General features: G+C 63.0%; 20 protein-coding genes, 1 tRNA gene, 1 pseudogene and 2 riboswitches. Of the genes and pseudogenes, 7 read left to right on the top strand and 15 right to left on the bottom strand.

Annotation, left to right across the window (positions count from 1 at the left end):
* Window positions 1-4: 4 nt before the first annotated feature.
* The 4 genes from motB to flhD all read right to left on the bottom strand — a co-directional run bounded on the left by motB (window position 5) and on the right by flhD (window position 3,300).
* Entirely contained in the window at window positions 5-1,072 is a 1,068-nt protein-coding gene (gene motB, locus ACYVNQ_RS01050; protein WP_460900279.1) for a flagellar motor protein MotB, read from the bottom strand.
* A 95-nt stretch (window positions 1,073-1,167) separates the two neighbouring features.
* Window positions 1,168-2,028 carry a flagellar motor stator protein MotA gene (motA, locus tag ACYVNQ_RS01045; protein ID WP_460900278.1) on the bottom strand — a complete coding sequence of 287 codons (861 nt, stop codon included), beginning with the start codon at window positions 2,026-2,028 and terminating at the stop codon, window positions 1,168-1,170.
* Window positions 2,029-2,284: 256 nt separating this feature from the next.
* On the bottom strand, window positions 2,285-2,830 hold the full coding sequence (gene flhC / locus ACYVNQ_RS01040; RefSeq protein WP_460900277.1) for a flagellar transcriptional regulator FlhC: 546 nt from the start codon (window positions 2,828-2,830) through the stop codon (window positions 2,285-2,287).
* A 137-nt stretch (window positions 2,831-2,967) separates the two neighbouring features.
* A complete protein-coding gene (flhD, locus tag ACYVNQ_RS01035) occupies window positions 2,968-3,300 on the bottom strand; it encodes a flagellar transcriptional regulator FlhD (RefSeq protein ID WP_460900276.1) in 333 nt (110 codons plus the stop codon).
* A gap of 666 nt (window positions 3,301-3,966) precedes the next feature.
* Between flhD and ACYVNQ_RS01030 the strand changes: the two genes are divergently transcribed.
* A complete protein-coding gene (locus tag ACYVNQ_RS01030) occupies window positions 3,967-5,031 on the top strand; it encodes a glycosyltransferase family 4 protein (protein WP_460900275.1) in 1,065 nt (354 codons plus the stop codon).
* Window positions 5,032-5,321: 290 nt separating this feature from the next.
* Here the strand turns inward: ACYVNQ_RS01030 and ACYVNQ_RS01025 are convergent, their stop codons facing one another.
* Window positions 5,322-5,624, bottom strand: a complete 303-nt coding sequence (locus ACYVNQ_RS01025) for an H-NS histone family protein (RefSeq protein ID WP_460900274.1) — start codon at window positions 5,622-5,624, stop codon at window positions 5,322-5,324.
* A gap of 616 nt (window positions 5,625-6,240) precedes the next feature.
* On the opposite strand from ACYVNQ_RS01025, the gene ACYVNQ_RS01020 reads away from it, so the two are divergent.
* On the top strand, window positions 6,241-6,519 hold the full coding sequence (locus ACYVNQ_RS01020) for a hypothetical protein (protein ID WP_460900272.1): 279 nt from the start codon (window positions 6,241-6,243) through the stop codon (window positions 6,517-6,519).
* A gap of 109 nt (window positions 6,520-6,628) precedes the next feature.
* On the opposite strand, the gene ACYVNQ_RS01015 is transcribed toward ACYVNQ_RS01020, so the two are convergent.
* Together ACYVNQ_RS01015 and ACYVNQ_RS01010 are read right to left on the bottom strand one after the other, a co-directional pair.
* Window positions 6,629-7,450: a Cof-type HAD-IIB family hydrolase gene (locus ACYVNQ_RS01015; protein WP_460900271.1), complete on the bottom strand. Its 822-nt coding sequence runs from the start codon at window positions 7,448-7,450 to the stop codon at window positions 6,629-6,631.
* A 45-nt stretch (window positions 7,451-7,495) separates the two neighbouring features.
* A complete protein-coding gene (locus tag ACYVNQ_RS01010) occupies window positions 7,496-8,383 on the bottom strand; it encodes a glucosamine kinase nucleotide-binding domain-containing protein (RefSeq protein ID WP_460900270.1) in 888 nt (295 codons plus the stop codon).
* Window positions 8,384-8,483: 100 nt separating this feature from the next.
* On the opposite strand from ACYVNQ_RS01010, the gene ACYVNQ_RS01005 reads away from it, so the two are divergent.
* The gene (locus tag ACYVNQ_RS01005) at window positions 8,484-9,128 is read left to right on the top strand and encodes a DNA-3-methyladenine glycosylase I (RefSeq protein ID WP_460900269.1); all 645 of its coding nucleotides are present in this window, start codon (window positions 8,484-8,486) and stop codon (window positions 9,126-9,128) included.
* A 314-nt stretch (window positions 9,129-9,442) separates the two neighbouring features.
* On the opposite strand, the gene rpsU is transcribed toward ACYVNQ_RS01005, so the two are convergent.
* From rpsU to ACYVNQ_RS00990, 3 genes and pseudogenes are all read right to left on the bottom strand, one after another.
* Window positions 9,443-9,655 (bottom strand): 30S ribosomal protein S21, encoded by a 213-nt coding sequence (rpsU, locus tag ACYVNQ_RS01000; RefSeq protein ID WP_075155305.1) that lies wholly within the window; start codon window positions 9,653-9,655, stop codon window positions 9,443-9,445.
* A 470-nt stretch (window positions 9,656-10,125) separates the two neighbouring features.
* Window positions 10,126-10,791: pseudogene (gene cysC, locus ACYVNQ_RS00995) on the bottom strand (adenylyl-sulfate kinase); the annotation flags it as partial.
* Between the two features lie 292 nt (window positions 10,792-11,083).
* Window positions 11,084-11,869 (bottom strand): alpha/beta hydrolase family protein, encoded by a 786-nt coding sequence (locus ACYVNQ_RS00990; protein WP_460900268.1) that lies wholly within the window; start codon window positions 11,867-11,869, stop codon window positions 11,084-11,086.
* A 277-nt stretch (window positions 11,870-12,146) separates the two neighbouring features.
* On the opposite strand from ACYVNQ_RS00990, the gene ACYVNQ_RS00985 reads away from it, so the two are divergent.
* Window positions 12,147-12,488 (top strand): H-NS family nucleoid-associated regulatory protein, encoded by a 342-nt coding sequence (locus ACYVNQ_RS00985; RefSeq protein ID WP_460900267.1) that lies wholly within the window; start codon window positions 12,147-12,149, stop codon window positions 12,486-12,488.
* Window positions 12,489-12,634: 146 nt separating this feature from the next.
* Here ACYVNQ_RS00985 and fliT read toward each other — a convergent pair whose 3' ends face one another.
* The 4 genes from fliT to ACYVNQ_RS00965 form a co-directional block, all read right to left on the bottom strand.
* Complete coding sequence (fliT, locus tag ACYVNQ_RS00980) at window positions 12,635-12,940, bottom strand: flagellar protein FliT (protein WP_460900266.1); 306 nt, start codon at window positions 12,938-12,940, stop codon at window positions 12,635-12,637.
* Window positions 12,941-12,961: 21 nt separating this feature from the next.
* Window positions 12,962-14,536, bottom strand: a complete 1,575-nt coding sequence (fliD, locus tag ACYVNQ_RS00975; RefSeq protein ID WP_460900264.1) for a flagellar filament capping protein FliD — start codon at window positions 14,534-14,536, stop codon at window positions 12,962-12,964.
* A 168-nt stretch (window positions 14,537-14,704) separates the two neighbouring features.
* A complete protein-coding gene (locus ACYVNQ_RS00970; RefSeq protein ID WP_460900263.1) occupies window positions 14,705-16,135 on the bottom strand; it encodes a flagellin in 1,431 nt (476 codons plus the stop codon).
* A 571-nt stretch (window positions 16,136-16,706) separates the two neighbouring features.
* Window positions 16,707-16,782: transfer RNA gene (locus ACYVNQ_RS00965), tRNA-Arg, on the bottom strand.
* Between the two features lie 343 nt (window positions 16,783-17,125).
* Between ACYVNQ_RS00965 and ACYVNQ_RS00960 the strand changes: the two genes are divergently transcribed.
* Entirely contained in the window at window positions 17,126-18,079 is a 954-nt protein-coding gene (locus tag ACYVNQ_RS00960) for a c-type cytochrome (protein WP_460900262.1), read from the top strand.
* A gap of 210 nt (window positions 18,080-18,289) precedes the next feature.
* Here the strand turns inward: ACYVNQ_RS00960 and ACYVNQ_RS00955 are convergent, their stop codons facing one another.
* Window positions 18,290-20,383, bottom strand: a complete 2,094-nt coding sequence (locus ACYVNQ_RS00955) for a UvrD-helicase domain-containing protein (RefSeq protein ID WP_460900261.1) — start codon at window positions 20,381-20,383, stop codon at window positions 18,290-18,292.
* 301 nt (window positions 20,384-20,684) lie between these two features.
* On the opposite strand from ACYVNQ_RS00955, the gene ACYVNQ_RS00950 reads away from it, so the two are divergent.
* Entirely contained in the window at window positions 20,685-21,746 is a 1,062-nt protein-coding gene (locus ACYVNQ_RS00950) for an oxidoreductase (RefSeq protein ID WP_460900260.1), read from the top strand.
* Window positions 21,747-21,933: 187 nt separating this feature from the next.
* Window positions 21,934-22,284, top strand: a complete 351-nt coding sequence (locus ACYVNQ_RS00945) for a hypothetical protein (protein WP_460900259.1) — start codon at window positions 21,934-21,936, stop codon at window positions 22,282-22,284.
* A 158-nt stretch (window positions 22,285-22,442) separates the two neighbouring features.
* Window positions 22,443-22,544, top strand: a riboswitch (glycine riboswitch).
* 34 nt (window positions 22,545-22,578) lie between these two features.
* A riboswitch (glycine riboswitch) is annotated at window positions 22,579-22,711 on the top strand.
* Window positions 22,712-22,787 lie beyond the last annotated feature (76 nt).

The raw sequence follows: 22,787 nt of genomic DNA, 5'->3' as shown, positions 1-22,787 counted from the left end.
TGGTTTATTTGGCCGGTACTGCCACCGGCGCTGGCGCCAGGTTCGGTGCTACCGGCGTCGGTGCGGCCGGCGTCGGTGCGGCCGGCATCACCGGCGCCGGTTGCGCGGGAAGTGCCTGCAGCAGCGGCGCCGCGTCGGCGGCCGAACCGTTCGCGTCGTTCGACAGCGTCGTGGTGGTCGTATCGTCCTGCATCATCTGCTCCTCCGACTTCTTGTTGAGCACGATGATGCTGATGCGCCGGTTTTCCGGGTCGAGCGGGTCGGCCTTGTTCAGGTTCTGCGTCGACGCCAGGCCAATCACGCGCAGCACCTTCGCTTCGTCCATTCCGCCTGCCACCAGCTCGCGCCGCGACGCGCTCGCGCGATCCGCCGACAGCTCCCAGTTGCTATAGCCCTTCTCGCCGCCCGCGTACGGCACCGCGTCGGTGTGCCCCTGCACGACGATGCGGTTCGGTACGTCGTTCAGCGTCTTGCCGATCTCGCGCAGGATGTCGCGCATATACGGCTCGACCTCATCCTTCGCGGTGGCGAACATCGGCCGCTTTTGTGTATCGACGATTTCGATGCGCAAGCCCTGCAGCGTCGAATCGATGCGAATCTGTTGCTTGAACTGGCGCAGCACCGGGTTCGCCTGGATCGCTGCCATCAGCTTCACCTGCAGGTCGTGCAGGCGCGCCTGTTCGCGCCGCTCCAGCTGGCCCTGCGTCTGCGCGCTCGCCTGGTCGTCGTTGTGCGCGATGGTGCGCGTATCGTTGCGCGACGTGCCGTCGGACCGGTGCGTCACGCCTTCCCGGTCTGTCGAGATGTCGCGGCCGCCGCCGTGCACGATGCTCGCATCGGTCGAGCTGCGGTCGCCGCCCCACAACGTGACTTTCAACGGCTCGTTGAAGTAATCGGCGATGCCCTTCAGCTGCACCGAGCTCGCCGAGCTCAGCAGCCACATCAACAGGAAGAACGCCATCATCGCGGTCATGAAGTCCGCGTACGCGAGTTTCCATGCGCCGCCGTGGTGGGCCTTTCCTTTCGGCGCCGAACGTTTCACGACGATCGCGCGATCTTTTTCCTTGCTCATCGGCTGCTCCGCCTTCGTCCTGATCCGTCCAGTTAGCCCTTACTTCGCTGTTCTTTGCTGCCGGTGTTGCGTGGTCTGTGTTGCTTATGTCGCGCTTACTTGGCCTTCACGCGGCGTACGTGCTCTTCGAGTTCCGAGAACGACGGGCGCTCGGTCGAGAACAGCACCTTGCGGCCGAACTCGACCGCAATCGCCGGCGCATAGCCGTTCAGGCTCGCGAGGATCGTCACCTTGATGCACTGGAACATCTTGGTCGACTCGGTCACGCGCTGCTCCGCGACGCTCGCAAGCGGCCCGATCAGCCCGTACGAAAGCAGAATGCCGAGGAAGGTACCGACCAGCGCCTGCGCAATCATTTCGCCGAGCACGGCCGGCGGCTTGTCCGCGGACGCCATCGTGTGCACCACGCCCATCACCGCCGCGACGATCCCGAACGCCGGCATCGCGTCGCCGATCTTCTGCAGCGCGTGGCTCGGCGCTTCGCCTTCCGCGTGGTGCGTTTCGATCTCTTCGTCCATCAGGCTTTCGATCTCGAACGCATTCATGTTGCCGCCCACCATCAGGCGCAGGTAGTCGGTCAGGAATTCGACGATGTGGTGGTCCGCGAGGATCTTCGGGTACTGCGTGAAGATCGGGCTCTTTTCCGGATCGTCGATGTCGGCCTCGAGCGTCAGCGTGCCTTCCTTGCGTGCCTTCGCGAGCAGCACATACAGGAGGCCCATCAGCTCCATATAGACGTCCTTGTTGTACTTCGAGCCCTTGAACAGCGTCGGAATCACTTTCACGGTCGCCTTGATCGTCTTCATCCCGTTGCCAAGGATGAAGGCGCCCACGCCCGCTCCGACGATCATCAGCACTTCGACCGGCTGCAGAAGTGCCCCCAGGTGCCCGCCTTCCAGCGCGTAGCCGCCGAAGACGGACAGCAACGTCACGAGTGTTCCCAAGAAAATCAGCACTGCCGGGCCCCTTAGAAGTAAGGCGACGGAGATCGTCGATGATTGCGTTTACGGCAGGGCAACGGAAAACCTTTGCGGGAAACGGCGAGGCGCCGCCCCCGTGTAAACCTCGGGGCGGTAGGGGCCGCGCACCGAAACGGTGCGGGTGGTGGACGGTTCGCTGCGCGACGGGCTTGTGCCGCGTTGCGCGGTTTGCTTCTCGGCAGGCTTGCGCGCGTCGCGTGGCTTGTGTTGTTCGCCTGCTCGCGCGGCTGCGTCAGGCTGCGGCGCGGGCGCGCTCGTCGGCAGCCTTGCGCGTCTTGCCGGCACGCGACGGCGGCTGACACAATCCGCAGACGAAACCGGCCCGCGGGTCGTGCGCATGGGCGACGAAATGCCCGCCGCAACGCGTGCACGGCGTCAGCTGCAGCATGCCGGAGTCGAAAAAGCGCACCAGCGTCCATGCGCGCGTCAGGCTCAGTACCGGTTCGTCGCCATGCATCTGCATGTGCTCGAGATAGAGCCGGTAACCCTTGACGATCGACTGGATCGTGCCGCAGCCGCCGCTGTCGGCCATGAAACGGTAAATGTTGTAGAACAGCGACGAATGGATGTTCGGCTGCCACGTCATGAACCAGTCGGTCGAGAACGGCAGCATGCCTTTCGGCGGCGATTCGCTCTTCAGCTCCTTGTAGAGCTTGATCAGGCGGTCGCGCGACAGGCTGGTTTCCGCCTCGAGCAACTGCAGGCGCGCGCCCAGTTCGATCAGTTCGATCGCGAGTGTGATCTCGCGGACTTCAGACACGACGCTCCGGGTAGCCATGCGTCATGCATTCCTTGCCGTTGCCGGCGCTGGGTTGGCGACGGAAATGTCGTCGGGCGGTGGTCCGCTGGGCGGCATTCCGCTGGGCGGCATTCCGCTGGGCAGTACTCCGCGCTTCGACTGGCCGCCGGTTGCGGTCATCGTCCTAGTTGCTCGATCGGCTGGCTTGCCATCAGGATCGCGGAGTGCGCCTGACTGACCGCGGTCGGCTTGCCCTTGTCGGCAAGCGACGAAAGAATCGCGTGGTCGTCGAAGCGGAAGCGGCACAGCAGCTGGTTCGACACCGACAGCTTTACCGTTTGCGCGAGCGACAGATTCACGAGCACATCTGCGAGTTGCTCCGAGATTCCCATACGGAACATGCCCATCGCCTTGTCTTCGCGCAGCAGCCGCTGGGCGAGGAGCAGGTACGACAGATTCACTTCCTTGATCTCATTGAGCATGTCACTACTGACGACGGTAGCGCCCATGATTTTCCCCGAATTTTTTGAAGCTTTGGCCTTGATGCTTGATTTGGTCTGGTCTTGTACTGGCCGGCACGAAATCGTTTGCTCTTCTGTGTCTGTGCGGTCCGACACATTCGGCTTCGCTTTACGGCCCTCACGCATTGTGTCCGTAGCCATTACGCACGGAAAGCGGACATAAGCCTGGTCGGCGCGCCGGAAAAATCCATTAATGCTGTAGGAATTTTTCCTACAAAAGGCAGCGGAGCGGGGAGAACGACGAGGAAACGGGGACAAGCCGAACGGCTTACCTGAGCGGGCGAATTATAGGATTTTTTCATCGTTCCGCAACAATCGACGTGTAACGGCCAAACCTTGCGCTTGCACTACGAGCGCGCCTCCGGGATCATGTCCGTCGCCCGCAAACGCTTGCTGGGCAAGGATTTTTCGCCTTACGAAGCAATTGCAACAGCGGGTGTTTCCCGCTGTAACAACATTAAGTGTTTGAAAAATAGGTCGAATTGTCGGGCTGGATATCGATAATGAGCCTTAAGGGATAACCCGATTCGGCTTTAGGGCCGCCATCGGGCGAGTGCCAGACCGTGCACCGCCCGTCGTCCGACCGGCAGTTTCGCTTTCCGCCGCGCCTAACGCGCCGCCGTGCGAAATGGCCCTCTGAACAGGAGTCAACCAATGCGAATCGCACAAATCGCGCCGCTTTACGAAGCTGTTCCTCCCAAGCTCTACGGCGGTACCGAGCGGGTCGTGTCCTATCTGACCGAGGCGCTGGTCGACCTCGGCCACGACGTCACGCTATTCGCGAGCGGCGATTCGGTTACGTCTGCCAAGCTCGAGGCCGCCTGGCCGCGCGCGTTGCGCCTCGACCCGACGGTGCGCGACGCGATGGCGCCGCACGTGCTGCTGATGGAACGGGTGCGCAGCATTGCGCACGAGTTCGACGTGCTGCACTTTCACCTCGATTACCTGCCGTTCCCCCTTTTCTCGCAGATGGATACGCCGTTTGTCACGACGCTGCACGGCCGGCTCGACCTACCCGAACTGCAACCGATCTTCGACACGTTCTCCGATGCGCCGGTGATTTCGATCTCCGATTCGCAGCGCCAGCCGCTGCCGCAGGCGAACTGGCTGAACACGATCTATCACGGCCTGCCGGAAAACCTGCTGACGCCGCAACCGCATCGCAAGCCCGAGTACCTCGCGTTCCTCGGCCGTATCTGTCCGGAAAAGCGCGTCGACACGGCGATCCGCATCGCTGCGCAAAGCGGCCTGCCGCTGAAGATCGCGGCGAAGGTCGACAAGGTCGACATGGACTATTTCAAGACGGAGATCGAACCGCTGCTGTCGGAGGCACACGTCGAGTTCGTCGGCGAGATCAACGAGGCGCAGAAGCCGGAGTTCCTGTCGGGCGCGAAGGCGCTACTGTTCCCGATCGACTGGAGCGAGCCGTTCGGCCTCGTGATGATTGAATCGATGGCCTGCGGTACGCCAGTGATCGCCTTCAACCGCGGCTCGGTGCCGGAAGTGATCGACCATGGTGTGACCGGCTTCATCACCGAAGATTTGCAGGGCGCGGTGGCGGCGGTGCAGCGTATCGATGAACTGTCGCGCACTCGCATTCGCGAGCAATTCGAGCGTCGCTTCGGCGCGAAAACGATGGCGCAGAATTATGTCGATGGCTATACGACGTTGATCGAAGCCGCACAACGGCCGATTCTGCGGCGCGTGGCAGCCGGCTAAAGCCACGGGTTAATTGCGCAAACTGTTCGCATATCCTGCGCATACCCGCCGGCTTAAACGGCAATGTAAAACGTTTGCGCGAACTGAAAACAACCGGTATCAACTGGCGATTCACGAAAAAGCCGTCCTCAAGGGGCGGCTTTTTTATTGCGGACAGCAACGGCTATCAGCATGCCCGAGCGGTTACCGGACCATCGGCTTTAGCTGCCGTTCACGGTATTTGCCAATTGATGGCCAAGTCGCAGCCCGGCACCCGTTCACCGACGGTTACGCAATACCCAACAGGGCGATTACGACTGGCCAATCAGAAAACGCTCGCGGCTCTTGCCCGAAATCCACTTTGGCGGCTTGCCGCGGCCGCTCCACGTGCTACCGGTTTTCGGGTCGCGATACTTCGGCGGCAGCGGCGCCTTCTTCGGCGGACGCCCGCGCCGTGCGGCAGCGGCGAAGCCAAGGTCTTGCGGCGTCAAACCGTACTCGGCAATCTGCCGTTGAATTTCCGCGATCACATTGCCCACTTCGACGCGGCGCGCTTCTTCTGCTTGAGCCTGCAGCTTGGCGATCTGAGTCCTCAGATCTGCATATTGAGACATTTCGGCCTCCCTTTTTGTCAAACCCCGTTGGTTCGGAGATTAGCGTTGTTTAATAAAATCCGCAACATACGGAAAACCATTTTACGCGAAATCGTCTGATAATTTTTACGAAAGAACCGGTTAAATGCCCAGCAAATTTTACGAAGAATAAGTGGGATCGCACGTCACGAATTAACCAAATTTGACACCAGCATTGAGAAAACCTCTGTTCGAATGCGCTCCAATCTGGTTAATCAGTTGGCTTCGACTGAACCAGTGCCGTGCATGCGACGGTTTGCGTGCGTGTCCGCGGTCAGTGCATTGCATTGGAAAAGCGCGGTGCAAAAGGCGTGTGGCGTTGAAACGTATTAAACGAATCGCACAGATGTAAGGTCCGTTTACGGTTTACGTAATGCCGGCGTCGTGGAGTGAACGCGCAAGCAGCGGCGCGTTTGGCCGCCAACCGCCCGTGCAGCGTGCGTGGCGGGCTTTCGAGCAGCGGAGAAGCCCACGTGCTAACGGGGCTCGTGGCGCGCGACGCGGCCTTGCACTCCGTAACAACTGCTCGCAGCGTGCAATGTCCGCCGTGCGTAGATTGGTTCTTGTGCGACACGACGTCGCGTCAAAGGAGAATCAGATGAAACGCATCGTCACTCATCTGCTGGTCGCAACGGGTCTGGCCGCGGGCGCATGCGGGGTTGCGCAGGCCCATACCGATTTCAACATCGGTCTGTCGCTGGGCGCACCGGTACGCACGTATGCACCCGCGCCGGTTTATGCAGCACCGCGGCCCGCCTACTATCCGCGCTGGGAGCATCGCGACTACCGCCAGCGCAACTGGGATCGCGGCGATCGCCGCTGGGGTAATCAGGACCATCGCGGATGGGATCGTCGCGGCAATGGCTGGCGTGATTGATCGAGGCGGATCGTGCGGCCATTGCCGTTGCCAATGGCGGCTGCTCACTGCCCACGCCACTGCGCCTGCGGCCCGGTGGCGGCCCTTGAACCACGGATAACAACGGCGCTCAGGGCAAGATTTCATCCGGCAGGAGGAACAGCTTGCGCAGGTGATGCGCGACGCCCGCTTCGAAATTGTTGCCGATGCGTGGCACTGCGGGCAGGCGGGCGATCAGATCCGGGTTTGCGTTGTTCATCATGAACGGGTGGCCCGCCGTTTCGAGCAGATCGATGTCGTTCATGTTGTCGCCAAACGCGACGCAGCGCGCGGCATCGACACCCAGCCGGTCCAGCACGATTTGCAGCGCGCGGCCCTTTGAAACGTTCGCCGCCATTACCTCGAGGCAATCGGGCAGCGAATACGTGACGTAAAGCGACGCGCCGAATTCGCGCTCGAGATTCGCGCTGACCAGCGCGAGATCTGCGGGCTCGCCGATGTAGAGCACTTTCGCGATATCGCGCCCGGTGTGAGCGAGAAGATCGACGACGTTGTAGATGAACCCCGAATCCCGATGGTAGCGCAGCAGTTCGGGCGCATCGCGATCGATAAACCAGCTGCGCTCGCCAAACAGATTGACGATGACGCGCCCGTGCGTACCGGTGATCTCCGGTTGCACGAGACGCTGTACCGCCTCCGGGTGAACATCCTGCGTGTGCAGCAGTGTGTCGTCCGGAGTATGGATACGCGCACCGTTCGAAGTAACGAGGTACGGACGAATCCCCAGCACGTCGCGGATTCCCGCGACATCGCAGTAATGGCGTCCGGTCGCGATAACGAATTGCAGACCTTGCGCTTCGAGCTTGCGCACCGTTGCGACGGTGAACGGATCGACCTGGTGATCGGCATTGAGCAAGGTGCCGTCGAGATCGGTGGCGATGACTTTGTACATGGGCAGCAAACAGGCAGCAATCAGACGTCGGATTCTAGCGTTGCATCAGGCGGGCTTTGCATGGCGCGCAGCCTCGCGTTGTGCGAGCTGTAGCGCGCCGTGCGCCGAATCGGCAAGCGGCGCGCGCAGGCGCGCTTGCAGATGCGCCGGCACGAACTCGCGAATCGGCTTTGACAGGCCGCCGCACAACGCAATGGGCAAGGTGCCTGCGGAGTCGAGCGCGGTGACCATCAGTTCGATCTGCCGCCCCGCCTCCACCAGCAAGGCCGCCGCGACCGGATGCGAGCGATGCTCGAAAACCAGCGGCGCGAGACTCGCATACGCAGTTTGATTGGCGTTGCACAGCCAGACGATCAGGCTGTCGCGGTCATGCGCGCCGACCCGTTCGAGCAGCGCACGCGCCAGATCGTCGAATGGCGCGCGACCATCCAGTGCTCGTTGCGCATGGCCGATGATGCGCAGCCCGAACCACACGCCACCGGCTTCATCCGCGGTCGGATAGCCATAGCCGCCTGCGATCCGGCATGCGCCGGCGGCATCCAGCGCGGCCGCGATGCTGCCGGTGCCCAGCGCGACGATCACGCCCGGCGCACCGCCGTGAGCACCCAGCAGCGTGGTGTACGCGTCGCTCTCGACAGCCAGCGCGGCCGCACCCGGCGAACGCGCGCGGAACGCCGCGAGCCAGTCGCGATTGTTGACGCCGGCGAGCCCGCAGCCCAGCACGCAACGCGACCAGTCGAGCGCGACGCCGGCCTGCGCAAAGGCCTCGGTGCAGGCCGCTTCGATCGACTGCCACGCGCGCTCGACGCCAAGCGCGAGGCCGGATGGCCCGCTCGCCGCGGTGGCCAGTTCATGGCCTTGCGCGTCGCCGAGTACGACACGAGTGCCGGTGCCTCCGCCATCGACGCCGACCAGATAGTGGTGCGTATGCATTGTCCGAATTGAGGTGTATTGATGACGCGTTAGCGTGACAGGTCTCGTGCAGCGAAGCAATCTGCCGGATGGCCGACTTGCGCGGCTCTGTCGATCCGTTATGCTTGCGAAGCCTTTGTCCAACACAACGCAGGAGCAGCACGTGACGCAGCGATGCAACTGGGCCGCAAGCGAGGCACTCGCGCACTATCACGACAGCGAATGGGGCGTGCCGTCCCGTAACGACCGCCATCTGTTCGAAATGCTGGTGCTCGAGGGCGCGCAAGCCGGCCTGTCATGGTCGACGATTCTGAATAAACGTGAAGGCTACCGCCGCGCCTTTGCGAATTTCGACGTCGATGCCGTGGCACGCTTCACGCCGAAGCAGCTCGATGCATTGGTGCTCGACGCGTCCATCGTGCGCCACCGCGGCAAGATCGAATCGGTGGTCACGAACGCACAGGCAGTACAGCACATCCGCGAAGAACATGGATCGCTCGCCAACTTCGTCTGGTCGTTCGTCGACCAGACGCCGATCCAGAACAGCTGGGGGTCCTACACGCACGCGCCCGCGTCGACCGAGGTGTCTGACGCGCTCAGCAAGGCGCTCAAGAAGTACGGTTGCAAGTTTGTCGGCACGACGATCTGCTACTCGTTCATGCAGGCCATCGGCATGGTCAACGATCACGAGACGACCTGCTTCTGTCACGCGCGCTGCGCGGCGCTGGGCAAGAAAGGCCGTAACCGCAAGGCAACCGCCGCGTGAGCCGCTGGGCTGTTGCGAACCACCGGGTCAGTGAGCGGGTAATCCAGTGAGCGATCTGAACAGTTGAGCCGTTGAACCGTTGAGCCGCTAGGCCTCGCACAAGCTGCACGCGTCGCGCCCGCCGGCTGCCGGCATGCTGCGCAGCGCCGAAAACCAAAACACAAAACAACAGCGGGGTGAACCCATAAGGTTCACCCCGCTGCCACACCAACAGTCGAGCCCGACACGACACATTTGCCGCCCGAACCCTATGACATCGCGGTGCGCCGGCTTTTGCCGCGCACCGCGAGTGCCTTTCCGTTTAGTGCAATCGCTTAGTGCAGCTTCTTCGGCAGCATCTGGCTACGCAGACGCTTGTGCAGACGCTTCACTGCAGCAGCCTTCTTGCGCTTGCGCACAGCAGTCGGCTTTTCGTACGACTGGCGCTCGCGCAGTTCAGCGATCAGGCCGTTCTTTTCGATAGCGCGGCGGAAGCGGCGGATCGCCACTTCAAACGGCTCGTTTTCCTTCAAAAAAATCGTCGTCATGTAATTCCTAACTCAATCGTTGGTACGGTTTCAACTGCGTGACGGACATTGAAGACTGTCCAGCACCGCCGCGGAATACCGCAAGCTTGCGCGAGGGACGCCTGTAAGCCGTGACGCGCCGGCGCTCCGGTCATTTCCCGCCCGGCCGAAGTAGCGGACAAACGGGAAACAGCTTGCGAAGCGGCCCGGAGGCCGGAAAAGAGAGGTGGAAAGCTCACCGCAGACGCTGGCACACGCTAGACACAACCGCTTGCCGCGCCGCGCTTGACTGCCGCCTGAGCACTGGAACGAGGGCCGGACAACCGTTGTGGAACCGTAACGGCGTGGCGCTCAACCCAGAGGCGATCTCAATTCGATCCGCGATGATATCAGGAATATACGGCGCAGGCTACCAATTTGGCCATTCAGTCAAGCACTTGCGAAAGCGAAATCCGCCCCTGAAGAACGCATCACTCCAATGGCAGGCAGCGCTACCTTGCAGCCCGCACAGCCTCTGGCGGCGGATCCAGCCGGCCGGAACCGGCTTGCCAGGTCTGTTGAAGAAAATTCAGCACTTGCCGCGCCGCCGTGTCCGGATCGCAGCGCGTCGTCTCGATGCGGATTTCCGCCTGTTCGGGCGATTCGTAAGGTGAATCGATCGCCGTGAAATTCTTGAGTTCGCCGCGCCGCGCCTTCTGGTACAGCCCCTTCGGATCGCGTGCCTCGGCCACTTCCAGCGGCGTATCCACGAAAATCTCGATGAACTCGCCCGGCTTCATCAACGCACGCGCCGTTCGCCGTTCCGCGCGAAACGGCGAGATCAGCGATACCAGCACGATCAGGCCGGCGTCGGTCATCAGCTTGGCCACCTCGGCTACTCGCCGGACGTTTTCCGACCGGTCTGCATCGGTAAAGCCGAGATCCCGGTTCAGCCCGTGCCGGACGTTGTCGCCGTCGAGCACATAGGTCGGGCGGCCGAGCGCATGGAGCTGCTGTTCGACCCGATTCGCGATGGTCGTCTTGCCGGCGCCCGACAAACCCGTGAACCACAGCACGCACGGCCGGTTGCCGAGCAGTTCGGCACGCGCGCGCGCCGTCACTTCCAGCGCTTGCCAGTGAACGTCGCACGGCTTCAGCGGCGCCGCCTGCAGCGCACCGATGTGCGGGATATCGTCGTCCGACCCGTGAACCATCAAAACCACCTCCGTTCTCTTTCGGCCGGCTAACACCAGGCTGCTGGCGTTTAGCGTAGCCGCCCGTCAAATCGCGCGCAGCGCGGACGCCCGCCGCGGCAGCAGGCGCATGGTCAAGGACCATTCGCGCCCGTTGCGTCACCGAGCCGTGCAATCAATGCCTTGCCGCTTAGCGCTCGAATGACCATTCTGCACGCCACCGCTTGCTCGCTCCAGTAGTGTCGCGGGTTTCCGTGACAGAGCGGGAACCACCGCATCACGAAGCGGCCCCCTCTGCATCCGGCAGCAGATAGCGCGCCGCCCACGCCGCGATCATCGTCGCCGCGTAGTCGGCATCGGCGCGGCGCGTCAGCAGATGGTCCGCGTCGTCGAGCGAAATAAAGCTTTTCGGGTGCTTCGCCGCAGCGAATATGCCCGCCGCATTGTCGATTCCGACTGTCGCGTCGCGCGGCGAATGCATCACGAGCAACGGTCTGCGTAAATCCGCGATGCGCGCCTTCAGATCGTGCTGACGGGCGTCGTCGATAAACGTCTTGCGCACGATGAACGGCCGGCCGGCGAGTTGCACTTCGGCTTCGCCGTGCGACTCGATGGTGGCGAGGCTGGCCGGGTCGAATTGATGCAGCACGTGCGTGACGTCAGCCGGCGCGCCGATCGTGACGACCGCGCGCACCTCGGGCATCGCGCCAGCCGCCGCCAGCACGGCCGCCCCGCCGAGACTGTGGCCGATCAGCAGCGTTGGTGTCTTGCCCGCCGCGGCGAGCGCGCCGCCGGCCGCGACGAGATCGGTCACGTCCGCGGCGAACGTGGCGTCCGCGAACGAGCCGCCGCTCGTGCCTAAACCCGCGAAGTCGAAGCGCAGCACACCCACGCCATTCGACGCCAGCGCCCGCGCGATACGCGACGCAGCGAGCACGTCCTTGCCGCAGGTGAAGCAGTGCGCGAGGATCGCCCAGCCGCGCGGCGCGCCGTCCGGAAGCTCCAGCTTGCCGGATAGGTGATAGCCGTGTGGGCTGTCGAAATTGAACGCCTGTGCTGCCATTTTTACCTCCGTCGGAATTCGATTACGGATATCAATCACCGGTCCGCGATGCAACTCTTCGCACCCGGCCTTCAGCCATCACAGCGGCCTGCAAACGGAGGCGTAGTCTCTCCCGGCGTTACTGGCGTAGCAACAATGTTTTCAGGAATGCTGCCTCGACGCGCAACTTGCGGATAGCGATACTTCCCCCATCGCAAAACGCGTCGCCGAAAAGCTGCACAGCACGACGCGCCAACTTTTACCTGCATCAGCAAAATGCCCTCGAAGGGGAACGCAAATGGATGAGCGGAAACGAGACAGCATGATTGCCTATCTGCGCCGTCGCATGTCGCAAGTCGGCATCAAAGTGGGCGATCTTGCGGCGGCACTGTCGGAAGAGCGCAAGCGCCAGAAAGCAGCACGCTACAGCAACGCGGTCGGCGATACGTGGGACGGTCAAGGCGAAATGCCGCAATGGCTGAAGCAGGCGACGAGCGCGGGTCAATCACTCGAACACTTCGCAGCAAAAAAGAGCAAGCCGGTGGCAAGCAGCAAGCGTCCCGCCGTGGACTGGAGCCACGATCCGTTTGCCGGCACGCGGCTCGCGACGGTTCATCAAACGTTGAGCGCATCGCGTTGAAACACAGAGAACACAAAAGCCGCCCTGCTTTTTATGGCCTGGGCGGCTTTTGAGTAATAGCCTCGCGGTTCGAATCAGCTTCAATCCTTCGATCAGCACGCAAATCACGCCGAAACCGACGGCGGCGGCTGCGTAGCGATACAGCCCTAGCGACGCATACGCGCGACTGCCTGATACTGGCTCGCGCCGCGCACCGAGTTCATCGCGCTCGCGTACTCGCTGCCCATATCCTGCTGCGCACTTTTTGCCTGCTGCATCACCGCGCGGTCGATCGTCTGGATGGCACGGATCATTTCGAGCGCCGCAGCCGGCTGGCTAGCCGACAACTGATGAATCAACGGCGTGCGCTCGAGGGCAAGGCTTGCCGTGCGCTCCCACTCGCCGACGGCCGCCGCCTGCTCGATATCCTTCGTGAGACGCCAGATTTCGTTGAGTACGGTATTCGCTTCCATGGCTGCCGGCTCCTTCAAAAATTACTTGTTGGCGGACAACGCGCCCTGACTGTTCTGACCGCCGAACAGCGCCGTCAGATATTGAGCGTTGTTGTTCATCTCCGCCATCAGGTTGTTCAGCGCGGTGAACTGCGCGGTGTACATGGTGGTCAGCTGCGCCTTGTAGGCGGTCAACGCGGTCTGCTCGGTCGGCACGCTGTTCGGGCCGCTGCCGGTCAGGTCGTCCTTCAGCGCATTGACGCGCGTCGTGACCGCGCCGTTGTCCCCCAGCTGGGCGGTGATCACATTGTTCAACTGCGCACCGATGCCATTGGTCGAGTTGAACACCTGCTCGACGCCGGCCTGATTGCTTTGCAACGCGGTAGTGAGCGCGTTGTTGTCCACCGTCAGCGTGCCGTCAGCGTTCAGCGAGATGCCGAGTGCGGCGAGGCCCGTCGCACTCGAGCCCGTGCCGACCGAGCTGGCAATGATCGACGACAGGCTGTTGTTCAACTGGTTGACCGTCGGGTCGCCCAGCAACGCACCGGTGGTGGCGCCCGTGCTGTCGAACGCCGTAGCCGTGCCGAGCGCCTGAACGTACGTGTTGTACGCGTTCACAAACGCAGTGATGTTCGTGTTCTGGGTAGTCGTATCCGGCGCAATCGTCAGCGTCTGCGGCGTATCGCTGATGGCCGCCGCCGTCAGATTCAGCGTAACCCCCGTCAGGGCCGTCGAATCCGAGTTGGTCGGGCTGGTTACCGGCGTGCCGTCAATCGTCAGGTAGGCATCCTGCCCCGCGGTGGACTGCGTCCAGCTGCTGCCGGCAGCGAGCGTCGAGCCGTTGCTGTTGAGCGTGCTCGTGCCGTCGCCATTGTCAGTAACCGTGGGGGGAACCCCCGCCGCCGTCGACACCGCCAGCGTGGACAGCGTCGAGCCGCCGTCGGTCTCGTTGACGGCCACGCTGATCGCATTGGCGGCGCCGCCGTTCGTCGAGTGCAGCACGAGGTGGGCGCCGTCGGCGCCGTTCACGACGGTCGCGGTAACGCCCGGGTTGTTGCTTGCCGAATTGATCGCCGCGGCAATGCCGGCAACCGTGCCTTGCGAGCTGCTGATGCCCACTTGCATCGACTTGCCGCCCACCGAGATCGTCAGCGTGCCGGTGCCGAGCGACGCGGTCGTGCCATAGGCCTTTGACGTGAGCACCTGGGCGGCCGCAATCTGCCTCACGCCGATCTGATATGAGCCTGCGGTCGCGCCCGGGGTGGTCGCCGAGCCCGCGGTCGGCGTCGCGGTAAGGCCGTCGCCACTTGCGGTCGCCGTGAAGGCATTCAGCGTGGAGCCGTTCGACAGCGTGGTAAGTGCAGCCTGCAGCGCGGAAAGCGCGCCTTGCAGCGTGCCCCAGGTGGTGATCTGGGTGGTATCGATACCGGTCTGCTTGGCAATGGAGTCGACCTGTCCAGCGACCTTCGCATTGACGAGCGCAGTGACGAGCGAGCTTGTGTCGAGCGTCGTGTTGCCAGTCGAACCGGCGATGATCGACTGTGCAGCCGCCTGCAGCAACGATTGGGCGTCTGCGGCGGCGGAGCTGCCGGGTAAACTGGAAGATACGGTGGACATGGATTGACTCCGTGCGTCGTTTATTCGGGGTGTAGCTGATCGAGACTAAACGGCAAAAAGGAAGGCAAGCCTTCCGTGAAATCCGCCTCGCGCGCCGGGTACGGTCAAGTGCGGCGCGCGAGCGGTTACTGCGTCAAAACAGCCTCACGGCTGCGAAGCGTCCGAATCTTACTGGAGGAGCTTCAGAACTTGCTGCGGCAGCGAGTTTGCTTGAGCCAGCACCGAAATACCAGCTTGTTGCAGCACTTGAGCCTTCGACAGGTTAGCCGTTTCTTGCGCGAAGTCGGCGTCCTGGATTTGCGATTGCGCTTGCGCCAGGTCGGTCGACTGAGCTTGCTGCGTCGTCGAGATTGCGGTGAAACGGTTTTGTGCGGCACCCAGGCTTGCCTGGATGTTGTTCACCAGCGACAGTGCGTTGTCGATCGATTCGATTGCCGAGTTAGCGCCGTCAGCCGAGCTGATGTCGATGTTCGACACGGTTTCGGTCTGGCCCGAAGCGTTCGCGTCGATGAACTGGCCCGGAGCCGTGCCCGCTACCGTCAGCGTCGACTTCGGCGGCGTGCCCGTCGGGGCGCCCACGGTACCGATCGCGGCGATCTGGTTCGTGGTCAGCGCGGTGCCGTTCTGGTCGAAGAACTGGAAGCCGCCGCTGCCGTCGGACTTGACCGTCACCGACGTGATGTTGCCCGACGGAACCGGGAACGTTGCGGTAGCCGATGCGTCGGTCACGGCGCCGGTCGCGCTGGTGGCCAGATCGAGACCGCTAATCGTGCCGAGCACGTCGCCCGCTGCGTTGGTGCCCGTGTTGTTGGCGTTGATCGCCGTGATCGATGCCGCGACGCCCAGCTTCGTGCCAGCCGTGATCTTGCCGGCGGTCGACACGTTCAGCACGTTAGCCGCGCCTTCGACCACGCTGTTGGCGACTTGCTGGTTGTCCTGGTCGGTGTAGGTATAGCCGCCCTTGCCGTCCGCGAGGACGTTGATCTGCGTGATTTCCTTGCCCGTGCTGGTCGACGAGAACTGAGCGCCGGTCGAATCGAGCGACACCGAGATCGAGCCGAGCACTGCGCCCGCTTGCACGCTACCGCCGCCAACCGAAGCAGCCGACAGGTTTTGCGACAGGTTCACGCTGACGTTCTGACCGACGTTCGCGCCGACCTGGAACGAAACCAGACCAGCCGAGCCGTCCAGAATGTTCTTGCCGTTGTACTGCGTTTGCGAAGCGATACGGTTCACTTCCTGGATCTGCTGCGACACTTCTTGTTGCAGTGCTGCACGGTTGTCGTCCGTCAGGCCGCCGCTCGAAGCTTGCACAGCCAGCGTACGGATACGCTGCAGGCTCGACGTGATCTGTGCCAGCGCGCTGTTGGCGGTCTGGATCATCGACACGCCGTCGTTCGCATTCGACACGCCCTGGTTCAGGCCGTTGATCTGCGTTTGCATGCCGGTCGCGATCGCGAGGCCAGCAGCATCGTCAGCCGCGCTGTTGATGCGCTTGCCCGACGACAGACGCGTAATGGCTTGCGAAAGAGCGTCTTGCGAGCCGTTCAGGTTTTGCTGTGCTACCAGCGAGTTGATGTTGCTGTTAATTCCCAACATGGAAATTTCTCCTAAATGGGCCGAAGACCCCAATACATGTCCGTTTTGACGATGGATCCGGCGAACCACATACCGTTTGTGTCTCGCCTTGCTAGGGGTAACGGCCACCTCGGAGGAAACTTTAAGGGGCAAGTTGCACGAAAACGAAGATTCTGCGCATCGACTGGCCGTTGGCTTACACAGCGTCAGATCGAATCGCGATAATTGCCTGCGAATTGAGCAGAACCCTAAAGTTTCCGATTTTTTATTCGATAACCCGTAATCGGGCTGCCGCCGGGAGGGCTTCCAGACGGCCTTTGCGGGCGATCGCGTGCGTGGTCACTGCGTAACGGGTGAATGGCGGATGCTTGTGGTTAATGGGCAACCGGCCGGGCAATCAGCGGAATTTGTGAAAAATAGTGCGTCGGCGGATACGCGCGAGCGTCGAACACATCGGCGATCCGACGGCTGCGGATTACCATATGTTTCGCGTGTGGAATTCTGGATGGATTAACGCGCCGCGGGCACGCAATACATAGATAACAGTGCATGCACCCGGATGCCGATGCTGCCTGTTGTGATTTGTGATGTTTGGTGCGCCCGGCTGGGATCGAACCAGCAACCCCTGCCTTCGGAGGGCAGTACTCTATCCATTGAGCTACGGGCGCATATCTACTGAAACCCGGCTGAAACACCTCGCGGTGTCAGCACAAACGCGCCGCCGCCAGCAGAAAAACTAGCATGGAGCAGCGCCGGGCAAGTTCGAGAGAATACCCGGTTTCGCCCCACCCGTCCACCGCACGGGCTTCGCGCCGCGATCCGGCACGCATCGGCAAGGTTTTCAGGTGCTGCATCGGTGCGGTGAGGGTGCGGGTAAACGCCTGCTGAACAGCCCCCGCCCCCGCTCGCCCGCGCCGAAACGTTACGTCTATAATCGTCCGTGGCCGAATAAACAACAACGCCGTTGCCGTCACGCTGTACCGCTCACAATACCAGGGAGACGAGACAAGCATGAGCGAAGCACCACACGGAGCCCCCATCAAGACGCCCGGGCAGCTAATCGCCGTCATCATCGCGTCTTTTGCAATCCCCATCATCATCATCGTTCTGCTTGCTCACTACGTCGACAGTTCGACCCGTACCGGAGCCGGCACTGACAGCCTGTCCGACGCGGAAGTGGCAAAACGCATCACACCGCTCGCCCAGGTCGACATCCGCGACGCCAATGCGCCACGCACTTATAAGACCGGCGAGGAAGTCTACAAGGCGGTGTGCTCGGCGTGTCACGCGTCCGGTGCAGCCGGGGCGCCGAAATTCACCAATACCGCCGACTGGGCGCCGCGCATCGCGCAAGGCTACGACACGCTGTGGCACACCGCGCTGACCGGCAAGGGTGCGATGCCCGCGCGCGGCGGCACCAGCCCCGACGACTATAGCGACTACGAAATCGGCCTTGCTGTCGCCTATATGGCGAACAATTCGGGCGGCCATTTCGAGGATCCGCCGAAACCGGCGCCAGGTGCGCCGGCAACGGCTGCGGCGGCAGGCGCTTCCGGTGCGCCGGCAACGGCGGCAGCGGGTGCTTCCGACGCCGGCGCGACTCAGGCCGCGGCAGCAGGTGCTTCGGACGCCGGCGCGGCTCAGGCCGCTGCCGCAGTGGCCGCGCTCGCCAGCGTGCCGCAAGGCGCCGCCCCGGCGGCTGGCGGCGCGCAGACCGCGGATGCTTCGCAAGCGGGCAAGGCGTTGTATCAATCGGTCTGCCAGGCGTGCCACGCCAGCGGCGTGCTGAACGCGCCAAAATTCGGCGACAAGGAAGCCTGGGCGGCGCGCCTGAAGGATCCGATCGACACCGTGTATAACTACGCGCTGCACGGCAAGGGCGCGATGCCGCCCAAGGGCGGTTCGAACGCGTCTGACGCGGACGTCAAGGCTGCGGTCGACTATATGCTGGCCGCGGTCAAGTAACGGGCGGTCAAACCCCTGCACCGCACCCCGGGCGCTCGCAACAAGCCGCATCTACGCGCGGCGCGGCCGCAAATCTGAAACGAAAAATCCCTGCGTACGCATCGTCGATGCCCGCAGGGATTTTTGTTTTGCATGGACAAAAGGCCCATGGCGCGCAGCGGCGAATCGGCGCGGCAATTCAGCGCACCCGATGCCGCCACACCTCGAGCATCACCCCTTCTGCAACAGCGCCTTCAAACTCGCCAACCGGTCCTTCGGCGTCATCGGCGCCTCTTCCGCCGTCGGCGGCGGCGCGTCGTCGAGTTCCATCTCGTTGATAAAGCGCGACGGCTCGCACACCACCGTCTCCCGCGCGCGCTTGCGCTTCTTGCACCAGTTCAGATGCAGGCTGCGCTGCGCGCGCGTGATCGCGACGTACATCAGCCGGCGCTCTTCCTCGATGCGCGCGTCGTCGACCGGCGTGTCGTCGTCGGCGTTGCCTCGGTGCGGCATGATGCCTTCTTCGACGCCGACCAGAAACACATGCGGATACTCGAGCCCCTTCGACGCATGCACGGTCGACAACCGCACCGCATCCGGGTCTTCGTCCTTGCCTTCGAGCATCGACATCAGCGCGACAGTCTGGATCAACCCGAGCAGGTTCTTGCCCGTGTCGGCGAGTCCATCCGCGTTGTCGAAGCCGGTTGCTTCGCCTTCGTCGGATATCTCGGGTTCAGGCTTCGTGCCTTTGCGCTTTAGCCACTCGATAAATTCCAGCACGTTCTGCCATTTCGACTGCGCCTGGCGCTCGTCGAACGCGTCGTACAGGTAAGCCTCGTAATGGATCGCCTCCATCATGTCGTCGAGCACGACCGTCGCCGGATCCTTGTCGGCCCGCTCCGTCAAACGCTGGATGAAGTCGCAGAACGCGCGCATCGGCTCGATCTGCCGCGCGGATAGTCGCGCCTCGATGCCGCCCATGTACACCGCCTCGAACAGCGACACCTTCGCCTGCCCCGCGAACGAGCCGAGCGCCTCCAGCGTCGTGTTTCCGATGCCGCGGCGCGGCGTGGTGATCGCGCGGATGAAGGCGGGATCGTCGTCGGCATTGGCGATCAAGCGCAGGTAAGCGCACAGGTCCTTGATCTCGGCCTTGTCGAAGAACGACTGCCCGCCGGACAGCACATACGGAATCCGTTCGCGTCGCAGCACCTGTTCGAAGATGCGCGCCTGAAAGTTGCCGCGATACAGAATCGCGTAATCGCGAAACTGCGCGCGCCGCTCGAACTTGTGCGCCGACAACCGGAACACCACCGATTCGGCCTCGTGTTCCTCGTCGTTGCAACCGGTAACGGTAATCGAATCGCCCATCCCGTGTTCGGACCACAGCTTCTTCTCGAACAGCTTCGGGTTGTTGCCGATCACATTGTTCGCGGCGGTCAGGATCCGCACCGTCGAGCGATAGTTCTGCTCGAGCTTGACCACATGCAGCTTCTGGAAGTCCTTGCCGAGCTGCGCGAGATTTTCGAGCGTCGCGCCGCGCCAGCCATAAATTGCCTGATCGTCGTCGCCGACCGCGGTGAATGCAGCACGCTTGCCGGCCAGTTGCTTCAGCAGTTCGTACTGGCACGCGTTGGTGTCCTGGTACTCGTCGATCAGCAGATAGCGCAGCTTGTTTTGCCAGCGGTCGCGCACCGTTTCGTTCTGCGCGAACAGTTCGGCCGGCAGCCGGATCAGATCGTCGAAATCGACCGCCTGGTACGCGTGCAAGGTCGCCACATAGTTGCGGTAAACAATCGCCGCCTGATGCTCGTCCTCGTTCGCCGCGATCGCCATCGCTTCGTCGGGCATCACGAGCCCGTTCTTCCATAGCGAGATGATCGTCTGCATCTTGCGGATGAAGCCCTTGTCGGTCGAACCGACCTGCTCCTGGATCATGCCGAAACAGTCGTCGGAATCCATGATCGAGAACTGCGGCTTCAAGCCGACGTGCTCCGCTTCCTGACGCAGGATCTGCACGCCGAGCGAGTGAAACGTACACACCGTCAGCTGGTTGGTCGGCACCTTGCGGCCTTCCTTGCCCGGCGTGGTGAGCGTCTTGCCCTCGAGCAGCTTGCCGACGCGTTCGCGCATTTCGGCGGCCGCCTTGTTGGTAAACGTGACGGCGGCGATATGGCGTGGCTCGAAGCCCTTCGCTTCGATCAGATGCGCGATTTTCTGCGTGATCACGCGCGTCTTGCCGCTACCCGCGCCGGCGAGCACGAGACAGGGACCGTCGAGATAGCGCACCGCTTCGTTTTGCGCGGAGTTAAGGCCTGCGGACATCGTCAGTGGGTGGGTGAAATCGATTGAGGGCGTGGCGGGCGGCAACATGGCCCGCAGAACACGCTGCGCGGCGGCGGTCGAACTGAGGCAGGTGGCGAAGGCGTATGCGTGCGGCTTGCCGCCTGCCTGAATCCAGCGCTGCGCCGCGCGGATGGCATGAGACCCGCGATGTTAACACGGATAGCTGCAGCGACACGGCGTGTGACCCGCGGCAAGCGTGACAAAAGCATGACGCCGCGCATGCCAGAATAACGAGGTTGCGCGCCGCCCCCGCCGCGCGCCGTTTTGCAGGAAAACTCCGATGCGCGCACCGCTGAAAACAGGATTGATGGGCTACGGTTTTGCCGGCGCGACCTTTCACGCGCCGGTGATCGAGCATTGCGGCCGGGCCAGCGTCGCCGCGATTGCGACCGGCCAGCCGGACAAGGCGCGCGCCGATTACCCGCAGGCCGCGATCGTGCCGGATCTCGACGCGCTGCTCGCGAACGCAGACCTCGAATGCATCGTGATTGCCACGCCGAACGACACGCACTTCGACCTCGCGAGGCGCACGCTCGAAGCCGGCAAGCATGTGGTGGTGGACAAACCGGTCACGCTGAGCGCCGCCGACGCACGCACGCTGGCCGATCTCGCGCGCACCCGCGGCTTGCTGTTTGCGCCGTTTCACAACCGTCGCTGGGACGGCGATTTCCTCACCGTGCGCGACCTTCTCGCCAGCGGCGAACTCGGCCGCATCACGCATTTCGAGTCGCACTTCGACCGTTTTCGCCCGGGGATCCGTCAGCGCTGGCGCGAAGACGCTACGCGTGGCGGCGGTCTGCTGTTCGATCTCGGGCCGCATCTGATCGACCAGGCACTCGCGCTGTTCGGTGCACCGCAGACTGTCTACGCGACAGTGAAAGCGCATCGCGATCACGCCAGCGCGCCGGATTACGTGCATCTTCAGCTGGGCTACGCCGCACACGAAGTCGTGCTGCACGCGAGCGCGCTAACCGCGCTCACCGCCCCGCGCTTCACGATTCACGGCACGCGCGGCAGCTATGTGAAAGAAGGCCTCGACACCCAGGAAGACCAGTTGAAAACCGGCCTGCGCCCAGGCGACGCGGGCTTCGGCAGCGGCAACGCCGCGGGCACGCTGCGCGTGCTCGAAGGCGCACAGGAAGCCGAACGCGAAGTCGAGCGCAAGCTGCCGACGCGCGATGGCGCATACGCGGACTTTTACCGCGCGCTGGCCGCCGCGATCCACGAAGGCGTGCCGTTCCCGGTCAGCGCGCAGGACGCCATCGACGTGATGACGATCATCGAACTCGCCGCCCGCAGCGATCAGGAGGGACGGCGCCTGGCATTCACGCGCGGCGCCTGACGATCAGGTTTCAGATTCCGCGGCCGGGTCCGCCTGGCAAATGCCGCGTGAGCACGCGTCGCGCCCCGCCCAGCGCGGCTGCAACCAACAGTTACAAAACCGCGGCGGCGCTGCGTCATCGCGCGCCGCCGATCGACCGTTGCTTAACCCCATATCGAAAACCGGACCCCACTAAGGAGAGAATTACATGCAACGCATCGTTCGCGCACTCGGTTGTGGTGCGCTGGTCTCGTCGCTGGCGGCCTGTGTCGTCCCGCAGCAGCAAGCCGCAGCGCCCCGCCTCAATCCGCACGAAATGGCGGTGCAACGGCTCGAGCAGGTCGATGGCCGCGTCAATGCGATGAACCGGCGCGTCGATACGCGCGTGAACCAGGGCTACTATCCGCCGCCCGCCGGCGCCGAACTGCATCACCGGCTCGATACGGTCCGCCACGAGGCGCACGATATGGCGGCGCAGCATGGCGGCGGCCTGTCCGGCGACGAGCAGCGCGTGCTGAACCAGGAGCTCGATGCAGCCTCCGCAGCGGTCAATCGCTGATTCCGCGCTGGTTCCGTTAAGCGCGGCCTGCGCGACGCGCTTCGCGTATAGCGCCTTCCTTGCGAGGCCGCGCAATTGTTGATGCCGGCCTCGCCACGCCCATCCCGCAACGCGCCAAATCGGCCATTTGACAAGCCTCAGACCCTCGCGTACATTCGCCGCACGCGTCGGGAGAGCGTGCTGTCTGCTGCAGTCTTGCAGCCAGCGCCGCCGAAGGGGCACACCCGCAAACTCTCAGGCAAAAGGACCGACCGCGTCGAGAAACCGCTCGTCATCTGTTGAATCGACACCGGTTTTTCGCACTCTGGAGAGCGGCAGTAGCGCATCGCATGCGCAGGCTGCCCACCGAAGGGGCGCGCGTTACGCCAGGCGGCAACATCGCCAACGGCGGCGCAATCTCTCAGGTATCGAGGACAGAGGGGGCATGCAGTAATCGTTCGCCGGCTGATCGCATCGCCGCGAGCGGTTCTTCCGCATGGCCTTTCCTGTTTAGCGATGCCCGA

Source organism: Paraburkholderia jirisanensis (genome assembly GCF_054782355.1).
The sequence above is the reverse complement of the archived record's forward strand: the minus strand, read 5'-3'. Positions and strand labels throughout refer to the sequence as shown.